23 protein-coding genes are annotated in these 23517 nt (G+C 36.0%); 9 read left to right on the plus strand and 14 right to left on the minus strand.

Annotated features, from left to right (window positions below; translation table 11 throughout):
• Positions 1-7: 7 nt before the first annotated feature.
• The 7 genes from gap to EDF66_RS09640 all read right to left on the minus strand — a co-directional run bounded on the left by gap (position 8) and on the right by EDF66_RS09640 (position 5896).
• Positions 8-1006: a type I glyceraldehyde-3-phosphate dehydrogenase gene (gap, locus tag EDF66_RS09610; protein ID WP_132842256.1), complete on the minus strand. Its 999-nt coding sequence runs from the start codon at positions 1004-1006 to the stop codon at positions 8-10.
• 9 nt (positions 1007-1015) lie between these two features.
• Positions 1016-1624 carry a TlpA family protein disulfide reductase gene (locus EDF66_RS09615; protein WP_132842258.1) on the minus strand — a complete coding sequence of 203 codons (609 nt, stop codon included), beginning with the start codon at positions 1622-1624 and terminating at the stop codon, positions 1016-1018.
• A 98-nt stretch (positions 1625-1722) separates the two neighbouring features.
• Positions 1723-2808: an AI-2E family transporter gene (locus EDF66_RS09620; RefSeq protein WP_132773075.1), complete on the minus strand. Its 1086-nt coding sequence runs from the start codon at positions 2806-2808 to the stop codon at positions 1723-1725.
• Between the two features lie 215 nt (positions 2809-3023).
• Positions 3024-3416 (minus strand): VOC family protein, encoded by a 393-nt coding sequence (locus tag EDF66_RS09625; RefSeq protein WP_132842260.1) that lies wholly within the window; start codon positions 3414-3416, stop codon positions 3024-3026.
• 6 nt (positions 3417-3422) lie between these two features.
• Complete coding sequence (locus EDF66_RS09630) at positions 3423-4487, minus strand: NADH:flavin oxidoreductase/NADH oxidase (protein ID WP_132842262.1); 1065 nt, start codon at positions 4485-4487, stop codon at positions 3423-3425.
• Between the two features lie 53 nt (positions 4488-4540).
• Positions 4541-5257: a 3-ketoacyl-ACP reductase gene (locus EDF66_RS09635; protein ID WP_021190351.1), complete on the minus strand. Its 717-nt coding sequence runs from the start codon at positions 5255-5257 to the stop codon at positions 4541-4543.
• A gap of 51 nt (positions 5258-5308) precedes the next feature.
• Positions 5309-5896, minus strand: coding sequence for an NUDIX domain-containing protein (locus tag EDF66_RS09640; protein ID WP_231577778.1), 588 nt, complete (start codon positions 5894-5896; stop codon positions 5309-5311).
• Positions 5897-5918: 22 nt separating this feature from the next.
• On the opposite strand from EDF66_RS09640, the gene pyrE reads away from it, so the two are divergent.
• Positions 5919-6566: an orotate phosphoribosyltransferase gene (pyrE, locus tag EDF66_RS09645; RefSeq protein ID WP_021190349.1), complete on the plus strand. Its 648-nt coding sequence runs from the start codon at positions 5919-5921 to the stop codon at positions 6564-6566.
• A gap of 19 nt (positions 6567-6585) precedes the next feature.
• Positions 6586-6984 carry an SRPBCC family protein gene (locus tag EDF66_RS09650; RefSeq protein WP_132773065.1) on the plus strand — a complete coding sequence of 133 codons (399 nt, stop codon included), beginning with the start codon at positions 6586-6588 and terminating at the stop codon, positions 6982-6984.
• Positions 6985-7063: 79 nt separating this feature from the next.
• Here the strand turns inward: EDF66_RS09650 and EDF66_RS09655 are convergent, their stop codons facing one another.
• The 6 genes from EDF66_RS09655 to EDF66_RS09680 form a co-directional block, all read right to left on the minus strand.
• Complete coding sequence (locus tag EDF66_RS09655) at positions 7064-7780, minus strand: superoxide dismutase (protein WP_132842264.1); 717 nt, start codon at positions 7778-7780, stop codon at positions 7064-7066.
• Positions 7781-8230: 450 nt separating this feature from the next.
• Positions 8231-9523, minus strand: coding sequence for a branched-chain amino acid transport system II carrier protein (gene brnQ, locus EDF66_RS09660; protein WP_132842265.1), 1293 nt, complete (start codon positions 9521-9523; stop codon positions 8231-8233).
• A gap of 423 nt (positions 9524-9946) precedes the next feature.
• Entirely contained in the window at positions 9947-11038 is a 1092-nt protein-coding gene (locus tag EDF66_RS09665) for a hypothetical protein (protein WP_132842267.1), read from the minus strand.
• An 18-nt stretch (positions 11039-11056) separates the two neighbouring features.
• Complete coding sequence (locus EDF66_RS09670; protein WP_132842269.1) at positions 11057-11617, minus strand: biliverdin-producing heme oxygenase; 561 nt, start codon at positions 11615-11617, stop codon at positions 11057-11059.
• 18 nt (positions 11618-11635) lie between these two features.
• Positions 11636-12355: an HmuY family protein gene (locus tag EDF66_RS09675; RefSeq protein WP_132842271.1), complete on the minus strand. Its 720-nt coding sequence runs from the start codon at positions 12353-12355 to the stop codon at positions 11636-11638.
• A gap of 4 nt (positions 12356-12359) precedes the next feature.
• Entirely contained in the window at positions 12360-14729 is a 2370-nt protein-coding gene (locus tag EDF66_RS09680; RefSeq protein WP_243656025.1) for a TonB-dependent receptor, read from the minus strand.
• Between the two features lie 290 nt (positions 14730-15019).
• Here EDF66_RS09680 and EDF66_RS09685 point away from each other — a divergent pair, with 290 nt between their 5' ends.
• Genes EDF66_RS09685 through EDF66_RS09695 form a run of 3 tightly spaced genes read left to right on the plus strand, consistent with a single transcriptional unit; the run spans position 15020 to position 18747 of the window.
• Entirely contained in the window at positions 15020-15871 is an 852-nt protein-coding gene (locus EDF66_RS09685; protein WP_132842273.1) for a hemin ABC transporter substrate-binding protein, read from the plus strand.
• 8 nt (positions 15872-15879) lie between these two features.
• Positions 15880-16914: a FecCD family ABC transporter permease gene (locus EDF66_RS09690; protein ID WP_132842274.1), complete on the plus strand. Its 1035-nt coding sequence runs from the start codon at positions 15880-15882 to the stop codon at positions 16912-16914.
• 3 nt (positions 16915-16917) lie between these two features.
• On the plus strand, positions 16918-18747 hold the full coding sequence (locus tag EDF66_RS09695) for a heme ABC transporter ATP-binding protein (RefSeq protein ID WP_132842276.1): 1830 nt from the start codon (positions 16918-16920) through the stop codon (positions 18745-18747).
• A 7-nt stretch (positions 18748-18754) separates the two neighbouring features.
• Here EDF66_RS09695 and EDF66_RS09700 read toward each other — a convergent pair whose 3' ends face one another.
• Complete coding sequence (locus EDF66_RS09700; protein ID WP_021189896.1) at positions 18755-19714, minus strand: helix-turn-helix transcriptional regulator; 960 nt, start codon at positions 19712-19714, stop codon at positions 18755-18757.
• A 263-nt stretch (positions 19715-19977) separates the two neighbouring features.
• Here EDF66_RS09700 and EDF66_RS09705 point away from each other — a divergent pair, with 263 nt between their 5' ends.
• Genes EDF66_RS09705 through EDF66_RS09720 form a run of 4 tightly spaced genes read left to right on the plus strand, consistent with a single transcriptional unit; the run spans position 19978 to position 23487 of the window.
• Positions 19978-20337 (plus strand): S-adenosylmethionine decarboxylase family protein, encoded by a 360-nt coding sequence (locus EDF66_RS09705; RefSeq protein ID WP_132842278.1) that lies wholly within the window; start codon positions 19978-19980, stop codon positions 20335-20337.
• Positions 20338-20340: 3 nt separating this feature from the next.
• Positions 20341-21747 carry a hypothetical protein gene (locus EDF66_RS09710; RefSeq protein WP_132842280.1) on the plus strand — a complete coding sequence of 469 codons (1407 nt, stop codon included), beginning with the start codon at positions 20341-20343 and terminating at the stop codon, positions 21745-21747.
• A 14-nt stretch (positions 21748-21761) separates the two neighbouring features.
• A complete protein-coding gene (locus EDF66_RS09715) occupies positions 21762-21980 on the plus strand; it encodes a DUF350 domain-containing protein (protein ID WP_108160091.1) in 219 nt (72 codons plus the stop codon).
• The gene (locus tag EDF66_RS09720) at positions 21973-23487 is read left to right on the plus strand and encodes a polyamine aminopropyltransferase (protein WP_132842282.1); all 1515 of its coding nucleotides are present in this window, start codon (positions 21973-21975) and stop codon (positions 23485-23487) included. Before EDF66_RS09715 ends, EDF66_RS09720 begins: the two co-directional genes overlap by 8 nt.
• Positions 23488-23517: the final 30 nt, after the last annotated feature.

Consider the following 23517-nt stretch of genomic DNA (forward strand, 5'->3'; position numbering starts at 1 on the left):
TCGTCTTTTATAGCTTACTGATTTTATCAAGAAGATCAACAAGTCGATTTGAGTATCCAAACTCATTATCATACCAGCCAACAACTTTTACCAGACCTCCTACAATTGAGGTAAGTTCTGAATCAAAGACACAAGAATATGGATTGTTGATGATGTCAACAGATACAATTGGATCTTCTGTATAGTAAAGTACATTTTTCAATTCACCTTCTGCTGCTTCTTTAAATTTTGCATTAATCTCTGCTACTGTTGGTTGATGTGTCAATGTACAGGTAAAATCTGTTAACGAACCGTTTAAAACAGGAACACGAATACCGGCACCACCTAGTTTACCCTCTAAATGAGTAAAAACATTGGTAATTGCCTTGGCAGCACCAGTTGTAGTTGGAATAATGGAAGATGACGCAGCACGTGCCCGGCGAAGATCACGGTGGGGGGCATCATGCAGATTCTGATCACCTGTCATGGAATGTACCGTCGTGATATAACCGTCTTTGATTCCCCAGTTTTCATCTAAAATTTTGACCAAAGGAGCAACATTATTCGTTGTACAAGAAGCATTAGAAAGAATAGGGACATTTAAGTCAAAATCCTTGTCATTAATGCCCAATACGATTGTTGGTATATCTTTATCTGAAGAGGGGGCAGAAATGATTACTTTTTTTGCTCCCGCTATCAAATGTAAATTTGCTTTCTCTTTACTGGTAAAATGACCCGTTGACTCGATAACGACATCAATGTCAAGCGTATTCCAGGGCAGATTTTCGGGATTCTTTTCATTCGTGACTAAAATACGCTTGTTATTGATGATGAGATGATTGTCATCAAAGTCAACCGATCCAGAAAATGGACCGTGCACAGAGTCATACTTGAATAGATGTGCTAATGTCTTTGTATCTGTTAGATCATTGATCGCAATGACTTCTAGATGTTCAGCATCCCTAATGAAAATATTGCGCAGTGTATTACGGCCAATACGTCCAAACCCATTGATTGCAATATGCATAACTGATTTTTATTTATGAAATTCAGCTATAGCTTCATTTATATTTTTATCACCTTCCCATTGTGCTTTTAATTGACCGTCGGCACCGTAAACATAATTTGCAGGGAATTGCTCAGGAACATGTATTTTTTGAATAAACTCTTGGCCTTTGTCTACTAAAACTTCAACATTCTCCATTTTTGATAATTTTGGAGCGAAATTGTCAAAGAAGCCTAATATTAAAGCAGGATCATTCATTGAAACATAGTAGATGTTAACATCTTTCAAGCGCTCTCTGTTTTTTTCTAAAGCAGTTGCTTCTTGTTGACAGTGGCTGCATCCTGGATCAAAAAGTATAAAAACTGTGTTTTTATCTTTGGAAACATCTGATTTTGAAACTTTAATACCCGATCTTAATTGGTAAAAAGTGAAGTCAGGAAGTGTTTTTGCAGCTTCTTTTTGCATAGCTGCAGGAGCTTCCGTATGTGCACTATGATCATGCCCACTATGATCGTGACCATCATGCTCATCATGTGCTTCTGTTTTTGCCGCTTCTTGCGTTTTAGTATTTGAATTGCAAGAGAATAACAGGGACGCTGTGACAACTCCTGTTATGCCTAATATTAATTTTTTATTCATGGTAATGGGTATCAATTATCTATCAAAACTATAAAAAATATTGAATTTAAACCTTAAAAAAGCTGATTAATGACACTGTACTGTATAATCATACGATGTTAAGTAATGATATTATTATCATTGTCATAATTTGTGAAGGAGGTTGATTCTATGATTTCAGGTTTTCCCTTTCCATATTCATTGTTGTATACTTTTAATAATACACGAACTGATGAGATGATCAATGGTCCAAAAATAAGCCCCAGCATACCAAAAAGATTTAACCCCAGTAATACGCCAAATACCGTAATCAGTGGCGGTACATCGCCAAGTTTACGCAATATCGTAAAACGAAGTACATTGTCAATACCACCAATTAATATAAATCCATATAAAGCCAGACCAATGGCATTTCCTGTCGAGCCAATAGCTAACAGATAAATTGCGGTAGGTACGTAAACAGTCATCGTGCCCAAGACCGGGATAATAGTGGAAACGGCCGTTATTATTCCCAGTAGAATAGGGCTGTCAACTCCAAAAATCCAATAGCCAATACCGGCAACAACGCCCTGACATATGCCAAGAATTGGAATACCGATAGCATTTGAACGTACCATCATGCTTATTTCGTTCCAGAGTTCCTTTTTACTTTGTTGCGAAAAAGGAATAGCATGCTGAATCGTAGATTCCATCTCTTTGCTATAATATTGCATAAAATAAAGTACAAATAAAGCGACGATGATATTGACGACAGTTTCCGCGACAGAATTTAAAACATTGGGTATGTATTTTGCTAATTTTTGAAGAGAATTAAGAATTGCGGCATCGGATAAATCTATGTTTTTTAATACAGGCTTATTGTGCATATAGTCTTTTACAGAATCAAATTTAGACAATAGGTCTTTTTGATTAACAATAAGCTGTTCTAACTGGGGAATTAGATAGTTAATCAATCCCCATAATGGAAACACAATAAAGATCACAGAAAGACTGATCAGGAATATACTTGAAATAGATTTACCCCACTTTTTCTTTTCAGTGAGGGTATGGTAAATATTTCTAAATAATATATAAAGTGTTATTGCTCCTAAAAAGCCCGGTAGATAGTATGATAAATTTGTAAATATTAATATACAGATCAAAAGTATGATCGTAATCAACATGATTTGGTTAATGGAGTTATTGTTTATTTGTTTGTACTTCATGGCTGGATCCTCAGAATAAATAAATACTAAGCATTTTTTAGCTAAACTAAGATAAATTTGTTTTATTTAATTGTATCATAATATAAAACAAATTTATCGATATCTGCGCTACCTTCAAGAATTATTTTATACTTGAAATTGATTAAATAGGACTAAGCAAGTTCCGGAATGAAATAAAAAAATGTTGGACTAAAGTACAGCTAGCGCTATTGAAATCAAATTTCATAAAGCTCAATGGGTAATCCATCGGGATCTTCAAAAAATGTAAATTTTTTATTTGTAAGTTTATCAACCCGGATGGGCTCTACTGAAATATCAGACTGCTGTAATAGTTGGACTTCTTTGGAGATGTCCTGTACCGCAAAAGCAAGATGTCTCAGCCCTACGGCCTCAGGTCTTGAAGGTCGTTTGGGAGGATTTGGAAATGAAAATAGCTCAATGATATAATTGCCATTTAAGGCTAAGTCTAATTTGTACGAGTTTCTGTTTTCACGATACACTTCCTGTATAATGGTAAATCCGAGTAACTCGGTGTAAAACTTTTTGGATTTTTCATAATCGCTACAAATAATAGCAATATGATGTACTTGTTGTAAATTTAATTTCATACCAGATTATTTAGCACGGACGTATTGATTGGTCCATTCGATGTGATCACCTAAAGTTTCTGCAAAATAGAGTGGAAGATGTGGATTTTTTAGAAAAGCACGCGCTATCATGATGATGTCTGCTTTTTTATCTTGTAAGATTTGTTCAGCGTGCGACGCTTCTTTGATAAGCCCAACAGTTGCTGTGATAAGATCTGTTTCTTTCTTTATTGCCGCAGCAAAAGGTAGTTGGTAATCTTTTGCAGGACTAATTTTTTGATGTGCAACTGCTCCACCAGTAGAAACATCAATTACTTCAACACCTAATTGTTTCAATTCTTGGGCAAGAGTAATAGACTGTTCCATATCCCAGCCATCATTAGCCCAGTCTGTCGCAGAAATACGAACCCATAACGATTGTGTTGTAAGTTCATGCTGAACGGCCTCAATGATTTCTTTTAAAAATCGCATTCTGTTGTCTAGAGAACCACCATATTGATCAGTTCTGTCATTCGATAGGGGAGATAGAAACTGATGGATTAGATATCCGTGAGCGGCATGAATTTCGATAATATCATAGCCAGCGGTGACAGCTCTTTTCGTAGCTAGCTGAAAATCAATAATTGTTTTTTTGATATCATCTAAGGTCATGGCACTAGGGGCTATGTCCTTCTCGGGTCTGAATGCCAGAGCAGAAGGTGCAACTGTTTGCCATCCATTTTCAGCATCCGGTGCAATTTGATAATGATTTTCCCAAGGTTTGCCTGAACTTGCTTTGCGTCCAGCATGTGCTAACTGTATGCCAGGTATTGAATTTTGTTCTTTTATGAATGTCGTTATTTCTTTTAATTTTTCGATTTGTTCATCTTTCCAAATCCCTAGATCTCCGGCACTGATTCTTCCTTCGGGCGAAACAGCTGTTGCTTCCTGAATAATGGCGGCGGCGCCTCCCATTGCAAACTGTCCCAAATGAACAAGGTGCCAGTTATTGGCAAAACCATCTACAGCCGAATATTGGCACATCGGAGAAACGACTAGTCTGTTTTTTAAACTTATGTTTTTTAGGCTAAGGCTTGAAAATAGAATGCTCATATAAAATGATTTAAATGAAATAAAAAAGGAGCATCATGCTCCTTTAAATTATATTATGGATTTGTTGACCAAAGCGAAGCAGATTTTAACATCGCTCTTCTTGGTAATTTTAAGTTTGCAATAATCAATTCTGCAAAATCCTCAGGTTGCAATACTGATTCTGGATTTCCATCTGTTAATCCGAGATCTTTGGACATATCCGAAGCAATTGTGCTTGGCATTAGCGTACAAACGCGAATATTATGTTTACGGACCTCCCGCATTAACGAATCCGCCATACCGATTACAGCAAATTTTGATGCACTATAAGCAGAAGTCGTTGCGGCTCCATTCAGCCCTGCGGTAGAAGAAACAAAAATAATGTCACCTTCATTTTTTTCAATCAACTGTGGAAGTACTACTTTTGTTACGTGGTAACTACCCAATACGTTTGTGTTAATAATATTTGTCCAAGTTTCGGCATCCATATCCACTAAAGATCCAAAGGCTGCAATTCCGGCATTGTTGATGATAATGTCAAACTGACCAAATGAAGCATTCAATTTTGCTATTGCTTCCTGCACAGCTGCTAAATCTGAAACATCAAAAACTTCATAAGTAGCTTGTACGCCTATATCCTGTAATTCCTTTACCGTAGTTTTCAGAAGTTCTTCGTTACGACCTGTGATAGCCACATGAACACCTTCTTTCGCTAGTGCGATAGCAGTTGCTTTTCCTAATCCACGAGCACCACCAGTGACGAGTGCTTTTTTCCCAGCTATATTTTCCATGTTTTAAAATTACTGATTCAAGTCCAGTTTAATGTCAATCAAATTTAATAATTACAAGTTTTCCTCTAAAATATTTGCGATGATCGGATAGGTATTTTGTTTTACCTGCTTCAGACTATGTTTATCTAACCATTCTGCTTTGGTGATATCCTCTTCAGTTTGAGGTATGAGTTTAGGGATTTTATTAACACCCATTTCATACCAATTGGTTTGTTTCAGGATAAAATCACCATTTCTCAAATAATAGGTATGGTATGATGTCTGTATTTTCTTTCCGAGGTAATCTATTTTTATGCCACATTCCTCTTCCACTTCCCTTACAGCAGCTTCTTTCATCTTTTCATGACTTTCTACTTTCCCTTTCGGAAGGTCCCATTTGCCTAATCTAAAGATGAATAAATAGTCGCCATCGCCATTTTTCACTAAGCCTCCGGCCGCTTTTATGATTTTATTCTTTTCCTTTAATTTATGGAAAATCAATTCACAGTCTTTATGAATATATAAAAATGATTTAGGAATGTCATTTTGTTCAGATAATTTAAAAAGTTTTTCAAGTTCAATATCTTGAACATCAATAGTTTGAGGGTTTTTAATACCCGTGGGAACAAAATCTGCCAAAATTAGCACAGATTGGTTCATATAAATTTTATAAATTTGCGACATGAATAATTTAAATGAGGTTGAACAAAAAGTTGCCGAATCCTTATTGCAAATTAAAGCAATAAAATTGCAACCTAAAAACCCTTTTACTTGGGCATCGGGTTGGAAGTCTCCAATTTATTGTGATAATCGTATTACTTTATCGTATCCAGCAATCCGTACGTATATTCGTCAGAAGCTTTCAAAGTTGATTCAAGAAGAATTTGGATCAGTGGATATGATTTCTGGTGTAGCTACTGCAGGTATTCCACAAGGTGTACTAGTTGCTCAAGATTTGGGCTTACCATTTTCTTATGTGAGAAGCAGTGCTAAAGATCACGGTCGTCAAAATATGATTGAAGGTGAGATTGTTAGCGGTCAACGTGTTGTTGTTGTTGAAGATTTAGTTTCAACGGGTAAAAGTAGTTTAATTGCGGTAAAAGCTTTACGTGAGGCAGGATGTAATGTGGTAGGTCTAGTGTCTATTTTCACATATGGTCTGGATGAAGCAACAAAGAATTTTGCTGATGCAAAATGTACTTTACATAGTCTTTGTGATTACAATTCACTCATTCAAGTGGCTGCAGAAAATGGTTTTATTTTTGAAGAAGATGTTGAGTTATTAAAAGATTGGAGAAAAAATCCTTCAACCTGGTCACCAATTGTCTAATTTATAAAAAGGAATTTTTATGACAACTATTCAGAACAATGTAACAATTGAAAAGTCGGTTCAGGAGGTTTATGCTTTTTTGAAAGACTTAAATAATCATGAGCAATTGATGCCTGAGAATATTTATAATTGGTCGTCAACTGCCGATGAGGCACGTTTTACAATTCAGAATATGGCTAAGTTGGCCCTGAAAGTAGACGAAAGGATAGAAGATCAAGAAATAAAACTAGTTCCATCTGAAAAGGCTCCTTTTGATGTTACATTAAAATGGACTTTGTCAACAGTTTCGGCTAACGTAACAGTGGCAACATTTACGATTGAAGCTGACTTGAATATGATGATGAAAATGATCGCTTCAGGACCTCTTCAAAAATTAGCTGATTTTCAAGTGAATAAATTGAAAGAGATTTTAGGATAATCTATCCCTATTTTATCCTATAAATTTTCAGTCTATAAAGAAATGTCTTCCAATTTGGAAGACATTTTCATTTTATATATTATGCAAGTCTTTCGTGTACTTTATTCCAATTCACTACATTCCACCAGTTTTTGATGTAATCTGCTCTCTTATTTTGATAATGTAAATAGTAGGCATGTTCCCATACATCTAATGCTAAAACTGGAATACCTCTTTGATCGACCACATCCATTAATGGATTGTCTTGATTAGCGGTTGATGTTATTTTTAGCTTACCTGAATCGTCCAAGATTAACCAGGCCCAGCCTGAACCAAATCTTGAAGTCGCCGCAGCCGCAAACTGTTCTTTAAATTTGTCCATTGATCCAAAAGATGAGATGATCAATTGCATCACTTTTTCAGAAGGACCCGTTTGTTTTCCAGATAGGTTTTCCCAGAAAAAATTATGATTCCAAGCCCCACCAGCGTTATTGCGTGCTTTAGCAGAATATTTAGAAATATTTGCCAACAACTGCTCTTCAGAAGTTTCAGTAATATTTTCTGCCACTATTGCCTCATTGATAGCTTTAATATATGCAGTATGATGCTTCGTGTAATGGATTTCCATTGTTAAGGCATCAATATTGGGTTCGAGGTCGGAATAAGTATAAGGAAGTTTGATTTGACTAAAAGAAAGAGGAGCGGCTTGATTACGTGCAGGTTCAGCTTGGGCTAAATTAGTTAAAACACTGCCCGATACTGCGACAGCCAAGGTTGCTTTAGCGGTGTTGTGAAGGAAGTTTCTACGTGTTTGCATTCTTTTATTTATTAAGTTAATGGTAGTAATATAACGCGTTTTTTTTGTTTTATTATTCTTTAACACGGGAAATTTTAGAATAGAACGAGAATGTTACTAAACCATGACTTTTGCTATTTTTTTAAGATGCTATTGTAGCTGTAATTTTCTTTTAAAATTAATAAAGTTAAAATTAAGTATAAAAAGTGGCGAAGTATTAACTCTTAATGTTGACTTCGTGGCTCAACCTTTTTAAGACACGATTTAAACTTCTAGTCGAAATACCGCGGTATGACACAAGCTCTTCTTTTGAAATTATAATTGTTTGCTGATGCTGTAAATGCATGAGGATAGCCACATTTATCTTGCACCAGCAATAGTTCTGACGGGAAATTTGGTTTTGTATATAGCGGTTATGAAAAAAGGTTGTTATCATACTCTTTGACAACAACCCATTTTAGGATATTATATCTAGCGGCTAACTTTTAACTTATCCAAGAGCAAAAACAATAAAAATCCAACAATTGAAGGGATAACCCACCACAGTTCATATGTCGCCAAAGGAATTGATGCTAATATATTTTCAGCTCCTTTAATATGTATTTCAAATCCTGCTAAGAGATAAATTGTAGAAACAAGTGTTGTTCCTGCTAAAGCTCCAATGTAGGGTAGTCTAGATTTAATCAAACGACCAAAGATAAGTACATAGAGTACGAGGGTAATTACAATTGGATAAATGAATGCTAAAAATGGATAAGCAATTTGAATAATATACTCCACGCCGGTTATGGCAAGTACTGCCGAAAAGAGACAGCAAATAATGACAATCCACTCGTAGGTAATTCGATTATTAAACAGCTGACTAAAAAATGTACCTACAGCACAAGTTAAGGCGATTGCAGTAGTTAGGCACGCTAAAGCAATACTGACTGAAATGGCAAGCACGCCATAGCTTCCAAAGATTTTATGCGAAATAAACAGGAGTAACTCTGCCCGTTTTACATCTGGAGATAAAGGATATCCAGATTTTGCCCCTAAAAAAACTAAACCACCGTAGATCAATAATAAACAAAATGTTGCTAGGCAACCTGCACTCGTGACGATTCTATTTTTATCTTTAAGTTTTTCATATCCTTTGGCTTTTGCTGCAGCGATAATAATACTGCTAAAAATGACTGAAGCCAACACATCCAATGTTTGGTACCCTTCTATGAAACCAAGCTTAAAGGCTTGCATGGATTCCATCTGATGTGCGGTATTCGGTGATAAAGGAAACAAAATTCCCATGATGATCATACCGATCAATAAAATCAAAAGTAACGGTGTTAGAAAATTTCCAATTACATTCACGACTTTGGAAGGGCGGATAGAAAGGATAAAAGTAACCGCAAAAAATAGTATTGAACCCCAGATGGGAGATAAGTTCGGAAATGCAGGCAATAAACCTACTTCAAAAGTAGTCGCGGCTGTTCTCGGAATGGCAATTAGAGGCCCTATACCCAGCATGATGATGATACCCAGGATGGTGGCTATATAAGGATGAGTTCGATTACCTAAATCTTTGAATGATTCACCTGAATTGATGATCGATAAAACGCCTAACAGAGGAAGTAAAATACCTGTAAGCCCAAAACCTATTATTGCCCAGTCCCATTGATCTGCCGCATTTAATCCAATAAAAGGAGGAAGCAGTAAGTTCCCAGCTCCAAAAAACATAGCAAATAAGGCGAATCCTAGTGTCGTAATATCTTTGATTTTTTTCATCAATAGTTAATTATGTTCTTTCAAACAGGTCTGAGCTTCTTATCAACACAAGAGTGTTCATAGGCTGCACGTTGTAGATCTTTGAGATGTAAATAGTATTATCGAACGGCAAATATAATAGGACTTTCCAATTAAACAAGAAATAAGTAACGCTGTTTTTAAATAGCTTATTTATATTGTTGACTAGGGTTCGGAAATAAAATGCAGTATAAGCAATATGGTTGCAGTAGTTTGAATGTCTGTATTGCTGCGTAAAATGATCAGATCTAAGATTTTTTTACCTTCCCTAAGTTATGCTGAAATCAGTTGATTTCAAAAAAGAGACCGAATATCACGGAGATATCATACATCGTACTAAAAATAAGAAAGCATCTTGATACAAATCAAGATGCTTCATGCTATTATAAAAATTGACTTTTAGGTCTATTTTATGAACTGTTTTATTTTCAATTTAAAGGTCACATCTCTACCTGCAGTAACGAGTTCATTTGCTTTGAAGATGATGACTTCATTTGGATTTTCAGATAAGGATGTTCCTTTATACAATACTACATACCGATCAGCAGTAGGGTATACAGCATGTGTTGGAGCACCTGCGTACACCATCCATGTTGGACCTGTTACTGGTACGTTCATGCTTGTGGCATCTAATCCTAATGATGTTGCTTCTTTAAAATCAAGTTCTTTTAAGTTCGCGATTTTGATATCTTCAATAGCCTTTCCTTTTAAATCAAAATATCCAAATTTATAAGCTGCTGTACTTGGTTTAAGAGTTGTACCGGAAGTTCCTGAGAAATTTACTAGACTTGTTTCGACAGTTTCAGTAATTTTATCATTTAATAAATCATAAAATACTGTTTTCCCAGAAGCAACAGCAACAGTACCTGTTTTTACCTCTTTTTCTTTGAGGATATTGATATCATGCGATTCCGATTTTAATTGGTATCGTGCATTTCCATCTTTAGCTGTTACTTTATCTGCTTGCATAATGATGACTTCAGTTTGTGCACCACTTGTGATGTCTGCTTTTTTGTAGAATACAATATAACGATCTGCAGTCGGGTATACAGCATGATTATTTTTATAGTCATAAATAATCCAAGTTGGACCGTTTGCCGGTTCTCCTGCAGTGGATGCATCTATAGTTAAAAAATTAGTTTCTTTAACATCCAATTGGTTAAAGTCTGCTGTATTGGTCAATTTAATATCTTTGATACTCGTATTTTTCAAGTCAAAATATCCCATTTGATAGCCTTGGTTTCCCAAATCTAAACGAGACCCGTACATGCCTGAAAGTTTAAAAGTATAAGAGCTTTCTGTCGCATCTTCTTGTTTCTTTAAGTCGTAAAATATGGTTTTACCACTTGGTACAGCAACATTAAGTCCTTCAGTTTTGAAAACTTCTTCTTCTTTTGGATCTTCAACTTTATCTTTTTTACAAGCTGTAAATTGAAAAGAGGTCAGTGCAATAGCACTAACACACAGGATACTTTTTAATTTGTGTGATGATTTCATGATTACACGGATTTAAAATTACGAGATAACTGCTTTTGAATTAAATGTATTGGTAAATGCTTCAAATGTCGCTAATGCAGCATCGATAGCTTCTTGCTCGTCATTTTCGGCAACTTCTGCATTGATTATTGCAGTAAACTCCGCCCATTTTTCCATTGATTGGTCACCATAACCATTAAAAAAGTTAAATCCCGAATTGATACCTCTATGTTGAAGCATTTTGACAATATGTGGCCCGCCCATGATAGATCCCTCTAGTACATAAAGAGCACCGATAGCTTGGTTTTTTGTGCTGATCGTCGGTAACACAACTTCAGGTAAGTTTTCTAAACTACCACCTAGTTCAATGATATCTTTGGCAACATGTGATGCATTTCTGCGTGTGGCATAGTAAGACGCTAAGCTTGCTGGTAATGCCGCTTCAATGTTTCCTTCTGCAGCATTGAAATAAGCATAGAAATATTTCAATACGTCTGCATAATCTAAGTTATTTTCAATAGCCTTCAATTTAAAAATAACATTTTTTTCTAACTCTTGATGGCCATTTTTTGTGGCTTCTTTGATTTTTAAGTTTAACATGATATTTGCTTATTAATTTTATAAATTACTCGTTTTTAAATTTTTTGTTCCATCTTCTTGTATGAAATATCGGAAAGTAAAGTAGGGGGCAGGCCAGTAAAGGTCAGTAATAGGCGTAAAATTGTGAATACCCTGATATACACTGATCATTTGTAGCTTGACATATTTTCCATTACTTAAACGGATGACATAGGTGCGGTCAGGCATGGCCTGTACCAAATGGCGCTGTATATTATAATCATACCAGCCTGACGACTCGGCATCCATAATAATACCGAATGCATTTATTTTTGAGTTTTCAAATTCAATATCCTCAGGAGCTGAATCGACCTGGTCATATGGCTTTTTAATCAGTACGACGCGGTGTCTTGATGGATTTCCGTAAGCGGGATTATTTTCCATCGTTCCATCATTTATAAAAAGTGTTCCATTGTATTGTCCTGTAAAGGCAAGATCCCAATCTGTTTTTGCAAAGTTCGTTACCGAATCGGTATGATTTTTTAACCAAGTCTGGTTTTGATCTGAAAACCGAAATAGGAAAGTATAAAAGTCTCTTGTTTCTTTGGGGTTTCCGCCACCGACACCAGCTCCGACATAAGCATTTACATCACCAGCAAGATCTTTTATGATCGTACTTTTTCCGTCGGCTAAGATGTCTGGCTCAATGTTAGGTTTAAAACATGAAGTAAACACTGTTGCTATGCAACTATAAAAGAATATTTTTATGGATAATTTCATCTTTTTACTTTATTAATCTGTAGGATAGGCCAAAGGATAAACTTCGACCAATTTGGCCTGGAATTAAATAATTAATATAGTTTCCGAGGTTTTCTCCAGTCACCCGGACAGTTAAAGGAAGTTTGTCAAACTTTTTTTCAATAGTTGCATTATAGAGAATATGCTGATTGACAAATGTGTCAAAACGATCAATAAAATGATTGCCATTTGCATCTGAAAATGCATACTTCCCTCGGTAGTTAGCACGTGCATTTATTGTCAGATTCCAAGGAGCTTGATAAATTGCACCTATGTTGAATTGATGTCTTGATCTGTTTTCTAAGCCCCAGTAGTCTTTTGATGTTGGCGTAAATGTCTCTCCGGTCTTTGGATCTCTTAAGGTATTAAATGGCCAATTCCCTTGTTTTATGCTGTCAACAACACTCATATCTTTCGCAATCAGGTATTGATAGCCTGCATTGATTGTGATTTTTTCTAACACCCGAGTAGAAAAAGATATGTCAAATCCTTTATTGACTGACTTTGGTAAATTTTGATACGAATAAATCGCCATGTTTTGCATACCTGTAGCAACCTGTATACTATTGATTTGATTTTTAAGCTGATGACGAAATACATTGACTTCTACTGTTGTATTCGTTAACGGCTTCCAGGTCAAACCTGCATTGATTGAGGTGTTGTGCTCGGCTTTTAAGTTACCATCAAGTTGATTGATGATGTAATTGCGACGTTCAGAAATTTGTCCTGCGGCATCCATTTCATCCAGAGTACTGTTTAAAACTTCATTGCCGATAACGTAGTAATTGGCAGCAGGGTTGTAAAACACCTGATAACGGGTCTTGAAGTCAGGAGCTTTAAATCCAGTTCCTATACCTGTTTTCAAAGCAAGCTGAGGCAGCAATTGATAGGTCACACCTAAACTTGGGTTTAATCGCCCTCCGTAATTGTCTGTCTGGTCATAGCGCAATCCTGCAACAACAGTGGTTTTTTCTCCGATTGTTTTATTCGCTTGGGTATATAAAAAGAAGTTCTTCTGATTTTTGCTGTCAAAATTTTCAGCAAGATCCATAGCTTCTATAGCGCCACCTAGTCCCATAGTCACATTTAAGCCTTCTGACTGATAAGCAAATTGTTGTTCCAGACGATGGACCATCTGTGTAAAATTGTCTGAAGCTAAATTGGCATTGTTTTGCTGTGCTGTTACTTTATTATCGGATTGATAATGCGATACGTAATAGGTAGAAAGTGATTTCCAGCGTTCATTCCAACGGCTATCGTAGAACAATGAAGCATTGATGTCAGTCTCTTTTTGTTGATCTAGCGTGCTGAAATCTTGTCCGTAACCACGGTGCATATCGGATTGGCGATAGTTATAACGCCCTGAAGCGCCAATGAAATGCTGATTATCTTTCAATTGATGTCTTACTTTTCCCTGGATGGAAAAAGTTTGGTAGGGTGGGACCGTGGTTCCGCTTGACTGAAATTTTTTGTTTGTATTAAAACCATCCGTACGGTAGTAATTCGTAGAGAGTAAAGCTGTTCCTCTATTTTTATTAAAGGAAGTCTCACCTTCTAAGGTTGCATCCAATACGTTGAAACTTCCATAGTTAATATTTGCATGCATTTGAGGAGTTACTTTACCTAAACGGGTGATGATATTGATCGCTCCTCCCAGTGCATCACTCCCATAAAGACAAGAAGAAGCCCCTTTGATAATCTCTATACGTTCTATATTTGTTACCGAAATACGTGATAAGTCAAAGTTACCGGAACTTCTGCCGAGCATCGGCTGTCCGTCAATAAGGATCATGACGTATTCACTAGAGAATCCTTGCAGCTGCACACCTACAGAACGGTTACCCCCAGCAGTATTGTTAACAATAGCAATACCTGTCTGTTCTTTTAAGACCTCGTCCAAACGTCTACTCCCCATAAGTTCAATTGCCTTCCTGTCGATAATAGTAACCGGCATAGCAGAGTTCTTAGGATCAATTAATGTTGGACGGTTTTGAATCTCTTGCGTAACCAATGCTTCATCTAAAACTTGATTCGATTTATGAAGCTGGAAGCGATGTAGCTGCTTATCTTTTGCGATCAACTCAATAGAGCCAGTTAAGGTTTCATATCCAATTGCACTTAAAGTATAAGTATATGTTCCGGCATATAATTTTTTGACTATGAAATTTCCCCGATTATCTGTTTTTGTCGTAGATCGGTCTGGTTCGATTAAAATACTAACATCTGCCAACGGTCTTTGTAATTCATCCACAATAAGCCCCTGAAATTGCGCATTCTGTTGTGCAAGCACTGAATTGCTTTTCCCGATTAGAAAAAGAAAACTAAATAGCAGGCATAGATAGTGTGTTGTCTTCAAAGTTATTTGTAATAATTCTAAATAATAATGCAAGTATCTCCATAAAATGCCAAAGTTTATTTATGCATTGTGTATTTTGATTTGTGCAAAGCGTATTAATTTTTGTGCAATATGATATTATTTAAATGACATAATGATCCCTGCTATTTAGTTAATTTATTGTTAACCAGAGTATTTAAGTTGTTTATATCTATTCTTGTGTATTAGTGTAAGCGTATTGCAAACAGAACTCTTTATTTGTAATTAGTTTAAATAAGCCCATTTTTGTTCTTCATAAATGAACAAATTATATGAAGAAAATATTAAATAATTTTGCGCTTGTCATCATTTTATGGTCTAGCTATACAGTAGCTATAGCACAGGGCAACACGCCAAAAAGAATTGTTTCCTTAAGTGGAAGTTTGACGGAAATTGTTGATGCATTAGGGCTAGGTGCTAATCTAGTGGCTGTTGATGTGACAAGCGATTATCCAAGTTATGTGAAAGAGATTCCTAAAGTGAGCAAAAACAGATCAATTACGGCTGAAGGAATTGCTTCATTTCGTCCAGATATCGTACTAGGTTTTGAAGGAGAGGTCAGTGCGGCTGTATTGGCGCAATTTAAGACCTTGAATATTTCATGTGTTTTGTTTAAACAGGAATTTTCTGAGGCAGGATTAACAGGATTGGTTCGCAAAGTAGGACAATCTTTAAATGTTACTACAAAGGGAAATCAGGTTGCAGATCAATTATCGAAAGATCTAAAGTCGGCAATTGCGAAGGGGAAATCGAGTAAAGCAACTAAAATGATGTTTGTATATGCACGTGGGGCAGGAGCAATGAGTGTATCTGGTTCAGGAACTGCCGTTGATGCGGTAATCAAGTTAGCCGGTGCTCAAAATGTGATGAAAGGTTTTACAGGATACAAAACATATAATACAGAAGCTTTAGTTCAGGCCAATCCGGAAGTTATTTTGTTATTTGATTTTGGGATGTCCAGTTTAGGAGGAAAAGAAGCTATTTTGAAGTTACCAGGTGTTAACTTAACTACAGCAGGTAAAAATAAAAGAGTAATTGCTATGGATGCATCCTTGTTAAATGGTTTCAGTATGCGTTTACCACAGGCGATACAGCAGTTGCACGAAAAATTATTTGGAAAATAGTTGCTGTAATGAAAAATACCTTAATTTACACGCTACTCAGCATATTACTTATTATCGTAGTCATATTTTCATTAGGGATGGGATCGATTTCGGTTTCCTTTTGGGATGTTTGCTCTATACTGTTACATAAGATAGGTCTTAAAGCTTCATCAGGTATTGATGAGCTGACCGTGAATGTCTTGGAGCAAATACGATTACCTAGAATTCTAATGGGAATTGCAGTTGGTGCAGCTTTAGGAATCAGTGGAGCAGCTATCCAAGGTATATTTCGAAATCCATTAGCGGAACCTGGCTTAATGGGAATTTCTTCAGGCGCTTCTTTCTTTGCCGCACTCGTTATCTCTTTCGAAGGCTTGTTACTTCCCATGATTTCTGCAAGCCTGGGTTATTACGTTCTGGCATTTGCCGCGTTTTTAGGAGCAACATTGACAGTGCTTATTGTTTATCGTATATCCATGAACAATGGGAAATCTCATATTGCAACCATGCTTTTAGCAGGTGTTGCTATGAATGCATTTGCAGGAGCCTTAACGGGATTATTGAGTTATTTAGCAACTGAACAACAATTACGTTCCATCACCTTTTGGTCATTGGGCAGTTTAGCGGGAGCATCATGGGAAAATATTAAAGTATTGTATCCCTGTGTCTTGATTTCTTTAGTTATTCTACCTCTTTTTGCGAAACAATTGAATGTTTTTGCTTTAGGAGAATCTCAAGCTGAAATGATGGGCGTCAATACAAGCCGGTTGAAAATTGTTGTTATTTTGTTTTCAACATTGGCAGTAGGAGCAGCTGTTGCATTTTCCGGAGTTATCAGCTTCGTGGGTTTATTAGTGCCGCATGCAATCCGGTTGATTGGTGGTGTTGATAATCGGTACGTGCTCGTGGCATCAAGTATTGCCGGAGCATTGGTCCTCACACTTGCTGATCTGCTTTCCCGCTTAATTATTCAGCCATTGGAACTTCCTATTGGGGTTATTACAGCATTATTGGGTACTCCAGTTTTCTTATTTATCCTGATCAGAGACAAGAATAAAATCTAGTTTATGCTACAAGTACAATCACTATCATACGAAATCAAAGGGCGTCCCATTTTAAGGGATATTGATATCTCTATTCAAAAAGGCGAATTTTACGCAATTGTAGGAGCAAATGGAGCCGGAAAAACATCTTTGTTACGTATGTTGGCTTCCGATCTGAAACCTGCAAAGGGAGAAATATTGTTTAAAGGCAAACCACTTCGTTCTTACTCATTGAAAGAACTTGCTTATGCGAGAGCTTTCCTACACCAGTCCAATAGTATGGCTATGGCGTTTACTGTCGAGGAGGTCGTCCGTATGGGACGCTATCATTTGAAAGCATCTCAGGAGCAACACAACGTGGCTATAGCAGAGTGTATGCGCATCTGTGAAGTCGAACATCTGGGCGATAGAAAAATACAGCAACTGTCGGGTGGAGAGCAGCAACGTGTTCATTTTGCAAGGGTATTGGCACAGGTGTGGGACCAGAAAGACGTTTTGTTATTATTAGATGAGCCTGTAGCGAGTATGGATATCCAATTTCAACATCAAACACTAGCCATTGCGAAAGCTTTGACTGCTGTTGGGTTTAGTGTTGTCGCCATATTACATGAACTGAATCTTGTTGCACAGTATGCCGATCGTGTATTGATGCTCAAATCGGGTAGGAAATGGTGGGAGGGAGCTCCTATTGAAGTGCTCAAGCCTGAAAATATATATGCTATATTTGGTGTACAAACAAAAGTGAGTACTGATATGGCTACGCTGACACCGTCTGTACAAACCTGTACAGTACATTATTCAGCAGCAAAATTTAATTCAAATTATAAACATGAACTGGCGATGGAATTAAAAGAAAAGTACGAAAATTATAAAAAAGATAATCCTAAGGCAAGGATTTACGACTGTGCAAAAGCACTTAAGGTAAGTGAAGCACAGCTTCTATTGACACAATTGTCAGATGATGTGGTGTTACTTAAGGATGATATTTGGGCTATTTTGCAGGAATTACCACGCTTAGGGCATGTTATGGCTTTGACACGTAATGATGCATGTGTTCATGAAAGAAAAGGAACGTATCCCACACCTTCCAATGAGGGGCATGTCGTACTATTTCATAATGATGATATTGACCTACGCGTTTTTATTCAGAATTGGGCCTATGCATTTGCTGTAAAAGTTAAAGATCTTTTGAGTATCCAGTTCTTTGATACAGCGGGATTAGCTGTTCATAAAGTTTATTTGACCAAAGACTCTAATCCGATTGCTGTTTATGAAGAAGTTGTAAATTCTTATCGTGCTGCAGACCAGACGTATTTTACAATCAATATTCCCGCAGTTTTAAGCGATATCTCCATTCCAGATACGGAAATTGCTGTCGATAGTTTTCAGTCAGATTGGCTGAATATGAAGGATAGCCATGAATTCTTTGGTATTTTACGTAAATATAGCTTACAGCGGACACAGGCATTACGCCTGGCACCTTCTGGTTTCGCAGAGCAATTGCCATTAGAGCGATTTACAGAAATCTTAAACCAGGCTTCAGAACAGGAAGTTCCTGTCATGGTTTTTGTTAGCAATAAAGGCTGTATACAGATACATTCGGGATTGATCACGAAACTTGTAACTATGGAGAATTGGTTTAATGTACTAGATCCACAGTTTAATCTGCATCTTAATATGGATGCGATTGACCAAATATGGCAGGTTAGAAAACCTTCTACGGATGGTGATGTAAACGCATTGGAAGTTTACGACAAGCAGGGAAATCTAATTGTTCAACTTTTTGGGAAACGAAAACCGGGTATTCCTGAATTAGAATCATGGCGTTCGCTATTGCAAGGTCAAAAGGTATAAAAGTAAATTAACGGCTTATTTCTGAAGGGAGTAAGCCGTAATATTTTTTAAATGCATGTGTAAAGCTAGCCTGATGTTTAAAACCCACGATCGTACTCACCTCATACATGTTCTTGTTTTCATTTAAAATCAGACGTTTTGCCTCCTCCATTCGGATACGTGTGATGTAGTTGTAAATGGTAGTACCAAAATGTTGTTTAAAGCCATTGCGAAGTTTAAACTCATTTAATAGTACTAATTTCGATAATTGCTTGTGTGTTGGCGGATTGACAAAATTATTGCGAAGAATCCGCTGTGCCTCTTCCAGTTTTTGAACATCTTCGATCTTTAAAAGATCCGTAAGTTTATCGCTGATGAAACTGAACTGTTCAAACTGAAGCATGATGAGTTCGAGAATGCGCGCATTGACAAATATCTGCTTCAATTCATTTTTATTTGTCGTGGTACGAATACTATCAATGATCCCCTTCATTTCTGTGGTAACAAAAAGATCTTCTTCGACAATGGAGATCACTTTCTTTTCCTTCATCTTCTCTTTGAATTCCAAATGAAGTGGCGTATGTATGCTGATCATATTCTGATAGAGTTCAGGTGTCATGATGACCATAAAATACAGGAAGTCCTGATTGCTCTGAATCGGATGCTCTTCGTAAAGAGAAGGAATGTAACGTATGTTATGTTTACTGAACGTAAATCCATGCGCAGATTCTGATTTACTGAGGATAAATTGGCTCACGACAGCTTCGCCTTCTATCTCCGAGATAATATCTACGGGAGCTGAAACACGCATATCCGCGCAGAGCACAAACAAGCCTCTGCTCAGGATCTGATAGGTACTGATATTTATCGGGCTTTTATTGATTGCAATATGCTTTTCGGATAAAATGGTATTGATCGAGCTGATCTCAGGAAGCTCTTCCCAAAATAGCCATTCATTATGTTGTTTTATCTTTGCTTTTATAATCATACCTTATTACAAATATACATTATTTGTAATAGATCTAAATTAATTTATTGAAATGAGACCTTTAAATGACGAGCAATTATTCCATTTTAAAAAACAGGTTGATTGAAATGCAAACAGATGTTTATGAATAAGATAATTAGCGTATAGCCGATGAATCTAAGTGTCATATCGGGCAATAAGTTGGTTAATCTACTCTATTTTAATATCTTTTAAATTAAAAAAATGTATATATTTGCCGCCATAGCCGAGAACCATTTTTAGAAATGAACGAACAGTATAAGCCAGGAACCCATCAATTGTTAACACTTCAGGTGAATGATGTTAATCTATTAACCGATATGTCGAATTTTTTAGATTTTACAATACATCAAATAAATGATCATGGTCTGAAAATTGTCGGAATCTCATCTCATGAATTTGACAGTAAAGGTTTCACAGTAGCTATATGTTTGATGGAATCACATATCTGTATCCATACATGGCCTGAGTTTTCACAACTTACACTAGATATTTATCTATGTAATTATCTCAAGGATAATACGAAGAAAGTACTTGAGCTAGGGGAGGTTTTTAAGCATTATTTTGATGCGTCAGTATTGAATGAAACCATTGTTAATCGATAGTTTATGCTTATCATTTGCTCGAAATGTAATTTTAAACATGGTTTTGATGTTGAAGTGGTTGATTATAAGGGTTTCGTATGTTCTAATTGCGGAAGTTATTATAAAGGTGAAGATCATACAACTTGGACTTTTGTTAAAGTCTTTCCGAAGCCTGAATATATTTTATGGACTAGCTTAGGGGAACGGATTGGAGAAAAGAAAAACGATTATGTGGTTATTACCAAAATACAAAGGGTTAATCTAGATGGCGAGTATAGTAATGAATATGTAGGTCTCAATTCCAAAAACAACGAAATTTATTGGAGTGATGGATCTGATTATGCAGCTATTCTACATTCAGTTGGACTGCCAGAAATAAAATCAGTAAAGGAAGATCGGCTTAAATTACAGACAAGGACCTATATTTTAAAATATCAGGATACTTTAAAGGTAGTGTACGCGGAAGGGTTTGTCTTTGAAGATCTTGATGCAAGATCTCAAGCTAATACTTATATCAATAGTATCAATGAAGATCGTTTCGTATCGCATGAAATAATTGATAACGTGAACGAGTACTATAGTGGAACATATCAAAATCAAGAAGATTATTTTCAAACCTTTGAATATTATAATGAATACCTAAGCCGGAAGAAAAAGACGAGTACGATCCTCAATATATTGACCATTGGTTTTGTTATCTTAATCGGATTAGGATTCTTTTTAATTAACAGGTCTAATATTCAGGAGTATTACTATCAATTTGATCAAAAATTTACTTCCTCAAAATTGAATAATGAGTACATTGGGGAGTCTTTTAGTGTAAATGGCAGTGAACCACAAAAATTAACTTTTCAAGGAATTTCAGATGTTAATGTTCCAAATGTGCATCTTCGGATCAAGTTGGTTAATGAACTTACCAACCAAATACAGGAAACAGCACTTTTGCAACATCATTATAATGAAGTTAATCATGCTTGCGGTATTTCGGTGAGTTTTTGCAAAGTAGAGCCCGGCACATATCACATGGTATTTGAAACCTACTCAACTAATAAGAATGTTGCTTCAGTATATCTAAATGAAGACTACAAGATTACTTTTGGAGGTGTAGATTACTGGGGCTTAATTATTACTTATGTTTTGCTCGTATTGTTGGTCTTGTGGATAAGAAATTCATTGTTAGGACTTGGAAAAGATAGCCTTATGTTTGTCAATAAAGAAATTAATTATTTAACGGTATTGAATTATAAAGGCTTTGGATCCTGGTTCGTGATCTTGTTTGGATTATCTTTAGGCTTACAGTACTATAATAAATATATCAAAACTTGTACAACATCTTATCAAGTAAATACAGTGGAAGATAATACATATACCGGATCTCGGTATCATTATTATCGACCAACATATTCGGATTATGGTTCTAGTCACAAATAAAAATATATAGTCATATGAATTATGAAATCTTTTACAAAGGAATAGCGGCATCTATTGTCTATTCTATAATCGGAATTGTCGTTTTTATATTTGCTTATTGGGTTATAGAGAGGTTAACACCTGAAAAATCATGGCAAGAAATCGTTAAAAACAAAAATATTGCATTAGCGATTGTTTTTGCTGCATTCATTCTAGGCATATCGATTATTATTGCGGCAGCTATTCATGGATAAAAAAAAGAATCTGCCCATATTTCTGCTGATATCTGTTTTCATAATTGCTACATGTGGTCTTATTTATGAACTGGTTGCAGGTGCATTAGCTAGTTATTTGTTAGGAGATTCTGTAAAACAATTTTCATTTATTATTGGGACCTATCTTTTTGCGATGGGCGTGGGTTCGTTTTTTGCTAAGTATATTGTTAAAAATCTTTTAGACCGATTTATAGATATCGAGTTGTTGATTGGAATAATTGGTGGAACTAGTTCTGTTATTTTATTTCTGTTATTTCAACAAGTTGAACATTTCCAGTTGATCTTATATCTTTTTGTTTTTTTAACAGGATGTCTTAGCGGAATGGAAATACCGCTGTTAATGAATATTTTAAAAGATCGTGTCAACTTTAGAGACTTGGTTTCTAATGTCTTCACTTTTGATTATATCGGTGCTCTTATTGCCTCTGTATTATTTCCAATATTACTCATTCCGAAACTTGGGGTAATGGGGACATCATTATTTTTTGGAATTATCAATGTTACTGTTGGCATATTTCTCTCTTTTTATTTGAGTAAACAACTTAAAAATCCAATTATTCTTAAAATAAAGTCACTTGTATGCTTTATTATTTTGATTGGTTTGTTTTTTTACTCTAATGAACTGTTAAAATATTCCGAGAATCAGCTATACAGTACCAATGTTATTTATAAACACTCTACGCCATATCAACGTATTGTACTGACTGAGGCAAAAGGAGAATATCAGCTGTTCTTAAATAATAATCTACAATTCAATACAAAGGACGAATATCGATATCATGAAACGTTGGTCCACCCAGCGATGTCTATTGCTAAAAGTCCAAAGAAAGTACTTGTTTTAGGAGGGGGTGACGGGCTTGCAGTAAGAGAAATTTTAAAATATTCTTCTGTAGAAAAAGTAGTGCTTGTCGATCTGGATGAGGGGATGACAAAATTGTTCCAGACAAATGAACTGTTGAGAAAGCATAATGCTAATGCATTGAACAATTCTCGTGTTGAGGTTATAAATAGGGATGCGTTTCTTTGGGTGAAGGAAGCAAAAGATAAATTTGATGTGATGATTATCGATTTTCCTGATCCATCTAATTATAGTTTGGGAAAACTCTATACAAACAATTTTTACAAAAGCCTATATCCACTCATGGAGCCGCAATGTATCGTTTCTGTTCAAACAACATCTCCATATTTTGCACCAAAATCTTATTGGTGCATTTATGAGACTATCGCATCTGTTTTTCCGAATAATTTGGCCTATCATACTTATGTTCCTTCTTTTGGCGAATGGGGATTTAACCTCTTCTCACCCGATATGAGAGTCAATTTTAATCGCGTAAACCAGCGTGTTCCAAATTTGAAGTATTATAATTATAATCTTCAGAAAATGACCGATTTTCCAGCTGATATGAAAGCTGTAGATGTGGAAATAAATCGTTTAGATAATCAGATTTTAGTACGGTATTTTGATGAGGAGTGGAGTAAAATATAAAGAATCCAGGCGATCATTTGTTAAAAATAG

This window comes from Sphingobacterium sp. JUb20, assembly GCF_004342035.1.
GTDB classification, from domain to species: domain Bacteria; phylum Bacteroidota; class Bacteroidia; order Sphingobacteriales; family Sphingobacteriaceae; genus Sphingobacterium; species Sphingobacterium anhuiense.

Bases quoted from the DNA above. Each gene is read 5' to 3' on its own strand.
- EDF66_RS09670 (WP_132842269.1), bottom strand. From the start codon at position 11,617: ATGTTAAACTTAAAAATCAAAGAAGCCACAAAAAATGGCCATCAAGAG.
- gap (WP_132842256.1), bottom strand. From the start codon at position 1,006: ATGCATATTGCAATCAATGGGTTTGGACGTATTGGCCGTAATACACTG.
- EDF66_RS09620 (WP_132773075.1), bottom strand. From the start codon at position 2,808: ATGAAGTACAAACAAATAAACAATAACTCCATTAACCAAATCATGTTG.
- EDF66_RS09675 (WP_132842271.1), bottom strand. From the start codon at position 12,355: ATGAAATTATCCATAAAAATATTCTTTTATAGTTGCATAGCAACAGTG.
- EDF66_RS09700 (WP_021189896.1), bottom strand. From the start codon at position 19,714: ATGATTATAAAAGCAAAGATAAAACAACATAATGAATGGCTATTTTGG.
- pyrE (WP_021190349.1), top strand. From the start codon at position 5,919: ATGAATAATTTAAATGAGGTTGAACAAAAAGTTGCCGAATCCTTATTG.
- EDF66_RS09635 (WP_021190351.1), bottom strand. From the start codon at position 5,257: ATGGAAAATATAGCTGGGAAAAAAGCACTCGTCACTGGTGGTGCTCGT.
- EDF66_RS09630 (WP_132842262.1), bottom strand. From the start codon at position 4,487: ATGAGCATTCTATTTTCAAGCCTTAGCCTAAAAAACATAAGTTTAAAA.
- EDF66_RS09710 (WP_132842280.1), top strand. From the start codon at position 20,341: ATGCTTATCATTTGCTCGAAATGTAATTTTAAACATGGTTTTGATGTT.
- brnQ (WP_132842265.1), bottom strand. From the start codon at position 9,523: ATGAAAAAAATCAAAGATATTACGACACTAGGATTCGCCTTATTTGCT.
- EDF66_RS09665 (WP_132842267.1), bottom strand. From the start codon at position 11,038: ATGAAATCATCACACAAATTAAAAAGTATCCTGTGTGTTAGTGCTATT.
- EDF66_RS09655 (WP_132842264.1), bottom strand. From the start codon at position 7,780: ATGCAAACACGTAGAAACTTCCTTCACAACACCGCTAAAGCAACCTTG.
- EDF66_RS09650 (WP_132773065.1), top strand. From the start codon at position 6,586: ATGACAACTATTCAGAACAATGTAACAATTGAAAAGTCGGTTCAGGAG.
- EDF66_RS09640 (WP_231577778.1), bottom strand. From the start codon at position 5,896: ATGAACCAATCTGTGCTAATTTTGGCAGATTTTGTTCCCACGGGTATT.
- EDF66_RS09685 (WP_132842273.1), top strand. From the start codon at position 15,020: ATGAAGAAAATATTAAATAATTTTGCGCTTGTCATCATTTTATGGTCT.
- EDF66_RS09690 (WP_132842274.1), top strand. From the start codon at position 15,880: ATGAAAAATACCTTAATTTACACGCTACTCAGCATATTACTTATTATC.
- EDF66_RS09720 (WP_132842282.1), top strand. From the start codon at position 21,973: ATGGATAAAAAAAAGAATCTGCCCATATTTCTGCTGATATCTGTTTTC.
- EDF66_RS09695 (WP_132842276.1), top strand. From the start codon at position 16,918: ATGCTACAAGTACAATCACTATCATACGAAATCAAAGGGCGTCCCATT.
- EDF66_RS09615 (WP_132842258.1), bottom strand. From the start codon at position 1,624: ATGAATAAAAAATTAATATTAGGCATAACAGGAGTTGTCACAGCGTCC.
- EDF66_RS09715 (WP_108160091.1), top strand. From the start codon at position 21,762: ATGAATTATGAAATCTTTTACAAAGGAATAGCGGCATCTATTGTCTAT.
- EDF66_RS09705 (WP_132842278.1), top strand. From the start codon at position 19,978: ATGAACGAACAGTATAAGCCAGGAACCCATCAATTGTTAACACTTCAG.
- EDF66_RS09625 (WP_132842260.1), bottom strand. From the start codon at position 3,416: ATGAAATTAAATTTACAACAAGTACATCATATTGCTATTATTTGTAGC.